Raw genomic sequence first — 6,085 nt, 5'->3', positions numbered from 1 at the left:
TCCCGTTGACATTGGTCGCGGCCTGCGGGTCCGGGGAGGAGGCCACCACCCCCACCACTTCTGCGCCTCCGAGCACCGTCACCTCGACCAGCTCCGCCGCCCCCACCACCTCCGAGGAGGAGACGAGCACCTCGGAGGAGACCACCGCGACCACCGAAACGACTGAGACAACCGAGGCACCTGAGCCCTCTCCGGAGGCTGCCCCGGAACCGGTCGATCCGCTTCCCGAGGAGCACGAGGAGCCTGCGCCCCTCATCGGCGGGCAGGACGCCAACGACGCCCAGCGCGGTGAGATCGAGCAGCTGGTCCGCGGCATCTATGAGGTGGACACCTTCCACCAGTGGCTGCGTTATGTGCCGGACAACACCTGCAACGAACTCCTCTCCGTGCAGGGTGGAGCGCAGGGCATGGATCTCGGCGGCATCCCCGATTCCCGCCTCGCGGACATGCCGCAGTACGTCAACGCCAACGCGCACATCCGCTCCATCACCGACGTCAAGGTCGAGGGCAACCGGGCCTCCGCCGTGGTCACCGCCGTGTCCGAGGGGAATGCCGAGACGCGGACGCAGCGGTACCTGTATGAAGACGGCCGCTGGAAGTTCTGCTCCTAGATGACGATCCCACGCACGGTGGGCACCGCCGCCGGTGTGGCCGCGGTGTCGCTCCTCATCTACAGCGCGGTCGGCGCCCTGTGGGGGCTGCTGCGCCCGGCGTACACGGGGACCCTCGCCGAGGGTGGGCAGGTGGTCATCGACCCCGCCTCCGTCAACGTCGAGTTCACCTCCTTCGGTGGTTTCGTCGCCGCCACCGGCCTGTTGGCGGTGCTGGTCTCCCTCGGCGTGTACATCCTGTCGCCGAGTACCCGTGGCCCCGGGATGCTCTGGTGGCTCATGGCGGTGGCGGTGTTCTCCGCCTTCTCCTTCCTGCAGCTGGGGACCGTGACCGCCGGTCTGCTCCACGACATCGGCGACCCGCATCAGCTCAGTCAGGGAGACCGTGTGAGCATGGTGCCCGGCCTGGCGCCGGGGGTCGGGTGGCTGGCCGCCCCCTTCCTCGCCGCGCTGGCCTACTGGTGTTCCGCGCTGGTGACCCCCGAGCCGGAGCCCGGGCGGCTGCCGATACAGTGATGGCCATGACGCCCGAATTCCCCACCGCCGACGTCGACCATCTCATCGCCCAGGCGCTGAACGAGGACCTCTCCTACGGCCCGGACATCACCAGCCGCGCCACGGTGCCCGCGTCACACCGCTCCCGCGCGCGGATCGTCTCCCGCCAGCCGGGCACCGTCGCCGGGATGTTCCTCGTCGACAGGGTGCTGGCACAGGTGGCGACCGCGGAATTCCACGTCACCGTCGAGGTCCCGGACGGGGGCCGGGTGGGCCCCGGGGATGTCATCGCGCGTATCGACGCCGGCACCCGTGACCTGCTCACCGCCGAGCGCACCCTGCTCAATCTGCTCACCCACCTGTCCGGGATCGCCTCGGCGACCGGACACTGGGTCGACGCCGTGGAGGGCACCGGCGCCCGAATCCGGGACTCGCGCAAGACGCTGCCCGGTCTGCGCCTGCTGCAGAAGTACGCCGTCACGGTCGGCGGGGGAGTCAACCACCGCCTGGGGCTCGGGGACCGGGCCCTCATCAAGGACAATCACGTCGTGGCCGCCGGGGGTGTGCTCCCCGCCTTCCGCGCCGTGCGCGAGCAGTTCCCGGACACCTGGTGTGAGGTCGAGGTGGACACCCTGGAGCAGCTCGACCAGCTGCTGCCGGAAGAACCCGACGAGATCATGCTGGACAACTTCGAGCTGTGGATGGTGCAGGTGGCGGTGCAGCGACGCGACGCCGTCTCGCCCGGCACGCTGCTGGAGGCCTCCGGGGGGCTCACCCTCGACGAGGCGGCCGACTACGCCCGCACGGGCGTGGATTTCCTCGCGGTGGGCTCCCTCACACACTCCGCTCCGGCGCTGGATCTGGGGCTGGACTTCGACTGACTACTCCGGCCAGGCCACCGCTGATTCGCCGGTGGCGTCGGTACTGATCTCGTCGATGGCGTGGAGTACCTGGTTCACGGCCACGGCGGTGTTGTGCTCGAGCTGCAGATCGGACATCCCCGCGCGGACCGGCGCCGTGAATTCGACACGCACCTGCAGTCCGTCGGAATCCTCGTGACAGAACGCCTTCGTGGTCATGGAGGATTCGTTCCAGTCGTTGCACAGCAGGAACATCCGCAGGAAGTCCGAATCCGGATCCAGTCCCGGATCCCAGTGGCCCTTGATGAGGTAGCTGGGGCCGTTGTCCAGGAAGAACCCGAAGAGGACATCGTTGATCCAGGCGATGATCACGTCCTCGTCGCCGTGGGTCTTCTCGATTCCCAACGCGGTGAGAGCCTCCCGCACCCGGTCGAGGGTGACGTCGGCGGGGGACTCCTCGTCGGCGCCGTCAGGGGTGTCCCACTCGTGGTCGGTGCTCATGGTGGCGGAGTACTCCTCGTCGGGGTCGCCGGGGTCGATGTCGTCCAGGCTGCGGCGGTGGTCGATGTCGCGCAGCCGCACGACATCGTCGTCCAGCTCGTTGACACCGACATGCCGGTCGCGGGGGAGAGGGCCGTTAAGGGCGGCGGTGTCCTGCTTGCGGCGCAGCGCGACGTGGTCGTCGGATTCGTTCATCGCCAGGTCGGGGACATCCTCGATGAGGTGATCGACGGCCAGACGGATCGTCTCCATCGAGAGGCGGACGAAGTCGGCCAGCTGCTCCGGGGTCAGTCCTGCCCCGATGAGCAGGCTGGAGCGGGCGTGGAGGCTCACCGCCGACTCATCGCCCACGCGCAGGGAGACGGTGGGGCCGAGACGCTCATGATTCCAGTCGGTGATGGTGCGCGCGAGCGTCCCAGTGTACTCCATGCCGATCCGGTTGCGCAGCTCCGTGTCGAACACCAGCGCCTGCGGATTGCGCTCGTCGAGGTAGGCGGTGACGATGTGGTCGTGCCACGGGAACACGAGGCGGTCGGCCCCCACATAGCAGTGGAATCCGAAGGACTCGGCGGCGACGTACACCTCGGTCAACGTGACCATGGGGCGGGCACCTCCAGCCAATCGTGCGGGCTGTGCCGGAATGCACAGGTCCTGAGTCCTACAATAGGGCAATACAGAGCCCACCAAGGAGATCTTTCACGATGCTCAACGTCATCGACCTGCGCGGTCGTACCCCGTCCACCAGTGAGCTGCGTCGCGCCCTGCCACGCGGCGGCACCGACGTCAATGCGGTGCTGCCGACGGTGGCCCCCATCGTGGGGGCCGTGCGGGAACGTGGCGCACAGGCGGCGCTGGAGTACGGGCAGAAGTTCGACTCCGTCACCCCGGCGTCGGTACGGGTGCCGGCGGAGGTCATCGAGCGGGCTGTCGAGACGCTCGACGAGGACGTCATCACCGCCCTGCAGGAGGCCATCTCCCGCGTGCGGAAGGTGCACGCCGATCAGAAGCCGGGCCCGCACACCACCACCCTCGCCGCCGGCGCGACCGTCACCGAGGTGCACATCGCCATCGACCGCGTCGGTCTCTACGTGCCGGGCGGCAAGGCCGTCTACCCCTCGAGCGTCATCATGAACGTCGTCCCCGCGCAGGAGGCCGGCTGCACCTCGCTCGTCGTCGCCTCCCCGCCGCAGGCCGACCACGACGGCTGGCCGCACCCCACCATCCTCGCCGCGTGCCACCTGCTCGGCGTCGCGGAGGTGTGGGCCGTCGGCGGTGCCCAGGCCGTGGCCCTCCTGGCCTACGGCGACGAGGACCTCGAGCCGGTCGACATCATCACCGGCCCGGGCAACATCTTCGTCACCGCGGCCAAGCGCCTGGTCAACGGCGTGGTGGGCATCGACGCCGAGGCCGGTCCCTCCGAGATCGCCATCCTGGCCGATGATTCGGCCGATCCGGTCTACCTCGCCTACGACCTCATCTCCCAGGCCGAACACGACGATCTCGCCGCCTCGGTACTCATCACCGACTCCGAGGAACTGGCCCGCGCCGTCGACCGCGAGATCGACGCCCGCTACACCGTCACCCGCAACGCCGAGCGCGTCGCCGGGGCACTGACCGGCCAGCAGTCCGGCATCGTGCTTGTCGACGACCTCGAGCAGGGCATCGCCGTCGCCGACGCCTATGCCGCCGAGCACCTGGAGATCCACACGGAGAACGCCCGCGAGGTCGCCGAGCGCATCCGCCACGCCGGTGCCATCTTCGTCGGCGCCTACTCGCCGGTGCCGCTGGGCGATTACGCCGCCGGCTCCAACCACGTGCTGCCCACCTCCGGTACGGCACGTTTCTCCTCCGGTCTGTCCACCCACACCTTCCTGCGCGAGGTCAATCTCATCGAGTACGACCGCACCGCGCTCAAGGAGATCGGCCCGCACATCATCGCGCTGGCCGACGCCGAGGATCTCCCGGCCCACGGCGAATCCATCCGCGCCCGATTCGAGGTGATGTAGGTGACCCGCCTGACCCTGGACCAGCTGCCCCTGCGCGAGGAACTGCGTGGTCAGTCGCCGTACGGCGCCCCGCAGCTGAGCGTCCCCGTCCAGCTCAACACCAACGAGAACCCGTACCCGCCCTCGCAGGCGCTTATCGACGATCTCGTCGAGACCGTCACCAAGGTCGCCGCCGATCTCAACCGCTACCCGGACCGCGACGCCGTCGAGCTGCGCACCCAGCTCGCCGACTACGTCACCGAGCAGACCGGGGTCGAGGTCACGGTGGACAACCTGTGGGCGGCCAACGGCTCCAACGAGGTCCTCCAGCAGCTGCTGCAGGCCTTCGGCGGACCGGGCCGGACGGCCCTGGGATTCCAGCCCTCCTACTCCATGCACCCCATCCTCTCGGCGGGCACGCAGACGCAGTTCCTCAACTGCCCGCGCGGCGCGGACTTCCGCATCGACATGGCCGCCGCGCTCGCGGCCGTCGACAAGCACCGCCCGGACGTCATCTTCATCACCACCCCGAACAACCCGACCGGTGACGTCACCTCCCTCGAGGACATCCGCACGCTTCTCGACGCCGCCCCCGGCATCGTCATCGTCGACGAGGCCTACGGTGAATTCTCTCCGTCCCCCTCGGCGGTGACGCTGCTCGCCGAGTACCCCGGCAAGCTCGTCGTCTCCCGCACCATGTCCAAGGCCTTCGACTTCGCGGGCGGGCGCCTCGGCTACTTCGTCGCCGATCCGGCCTTCATCGAGGCGGTCATGCTGGTGCGCCTGCCGTACCACCTGTCCATGCTCAGCCAGGCGGCGGCGACCGTCGCCCTGCGGCACCGGGGTGACACGCTGGCGACCGTCGATAAGCTCTCTCAGGAGCGCATCCGCGTCGTCGCGGAGCTGGAGAAACTGGGCTACGATGTGGTGCCCAGCGAATCGAACTTCGTGTTCTTCGGCACCTTCGCCGATCAGCACGCCGCGTGGCAGCGCTTCCTCGACGCCGACGTCCTCATCCGCGACGTCGGGGTCGCCGGACACCTGCGCACCACCATCGGGCTGCCCGCGGAGAACGACGCGTTCCTGCGCGCCGCCGCCGACGTGATCAAGGAGAACCTCTAGTGACCGACCGCATCGGACGTTCCACCCGGACGACCTCCGAATCCGACATCACCGTCGAGATCAACCTCGACGGCACCGGCCGCGCCGACATCGACACCGGCCTGCCCTTCTTCGACCACATGCTCACCGCCTTCGCGGTGCACGGGTCCTTCGACCTGAAAGTCCACGCCAAGGGCGACATCGAGATCGACGCGCACCACACCGTCGAGGACACCGCCATCGTCCTCGGCGCCGCGCTTCTCGACGCCGTCGGCGACAAGGCCGGCATCCGCCGTTTCGGTTCCCGCCAGCTGCCCATGGACGAGACCCTGGTCGAGTCGGTCGTGGACATCTCCGGGCGGCCCTACTTCGTCATGCGGGGCGAACCGGAACACATGATCACCTCCGTCATCGGCGGGCACTACGCCACGGTGATCAACGAGCACTTCTTCGAGACCCTCGCGCTCAATTCCCGCATCACCCTCCACGTCATCTGCCACTACGGCCGCGACCCGCACCACATCACCGAGGC

At 68.7% G+C, this 6,085-nt stretch carries 7 protein-coding genes; 6 read left to right on the top strand and 1 reads right to left on the bottom strand.

Features of this window, described 5'->3' with window-relative positions; translation table 11 throughout:
• The 3 genes from Q4F73_RS09905 to nadC all read left to right on the top strand — a co-directional run.
• Positions 1-611: hypothetical protein (locus tag Q4F73_RS09905; RefSeq protein WP_303359186.1), on the top strand; the 611-nt coding region annotated here is incomplete at its 5' end.
• Positions 612-1,127 (top strand): hypothetical protein, encoded by a 516-nt coding sequence (locus Q4F73_RS09900; RefSeq protein ID WP_303359185.1) that lies wholly within the window; start codon positions 612-614, stop codon positions 1,125-1,127.
• A complete protein-coding gene (gene nadC / locus Q4F73_RS09895; protein WP_303359184.1) occupies positions 1,127-1,987 on the top strand; it encodes a carboxylating nicotinate-nucleotide diphosphorylase in 861 nt (286 codons plus the stop codon). The genes Q4F73_RS09900 and nadC overlap by 1 nt, the downstream gene beginning before the upstream one ends.
• Here nadC and Q4F73_RS09890 read toward each other — a convergent pair whose 3' ends face one another.
• Positions 1,988-3,067: a YbjN domain-containing protein gene (locus Q4F73_RS09890; protein WP_303359183.1), complete on the bottom strand. Its 1,080-nt coding sequence runs from the start codon at positions 3,065-3,067 to the stop codon at positions 1,988-1,990.
• A 101-nt stretch (positions 3,068-3,168) separates the two neighbouring features.
• Here Q4F73_RS09890 and hisD point away from each other — a divergent pair, with 101 nt between their 5' ends.
• The 3 genes from hisD to hisB all read left to right on the top strand — a co-directional run.
• Entirely contained in the window at positions 3,169-4,473 is a 1,305-nt protein-coding gene (gene hisD / locus Q4F73_RS09885) for a histidinol dehydrogenase (protein ID WP_303359182.1), read from the top strand.
• Positions 4,474-5,574: a histidinol-phosphate transaminase gene (locus tag Q4F73_RS09880; RefSeq protein ID WP_303359181.1), complete on the top strand. Its 1,101-nt coding sequence runs from the start codon at positions 4,474-4,476 to the stop codon at positions 5,572-5,574. It begins immediately after the preceding gene.
• On the top strand, positions 5,574-6,085 hold a 512-nt coding region (hisB, locus tag Q4F73_RS09875), incomplete at its 3' end, for an imidazoleglycerol-phosphate dehydratase HisB (RefSeq protein WP_303359180.1). The genes Q4F73_RS09880 and hisB, both read left to right, overlap by 1 nt.

Source organism: Corynebacterium sp. (genome assembly GCF_030535495.1).
Taxonomy (GTDB): Bacteria; Actinomycetota; Actinomycetes; order Mycobacteriales; family Mycobacteriaceae; genus Corynebacterium.
Note: the sequence above shows the minus strand (reverse complement) of the source record. Positions and strands in the feature narration are given on the sequence as shown.

What these genes read in the sequence shown, in the direction of transcription:
- nadC (WP_303359184.1), top strand. Translation starts at nt 1,127, where the DNA reads ATGGCCATGACGCCCGAATTCCCCACCGCCGACGTCGACCATCTCATC.
- Q4F73_RS09890 (WP_303359183.1), bottom strand. Translation starts at nt 3,067, where the DNA reads ATGGTCACGTTGACCGAGGTGTACGTCGCCGCCGAGTCCTTCGGATTC.
- hisD (WP_303359182.1), top strand. Translation starts at nt 3,169, where the DNA reads ATGCTCAACGTCATCGACCTGCGCGGTCGTACCCCGTCCACCAGTGAG.
- Q4F73_RS09900 (WP_303359185.1), top strand. Translation starts at nt 612, where the DNA reads ATGACGATCCCACGCACGGTGGGCACCGCCGCCGGTGTGGCCGCGGTG.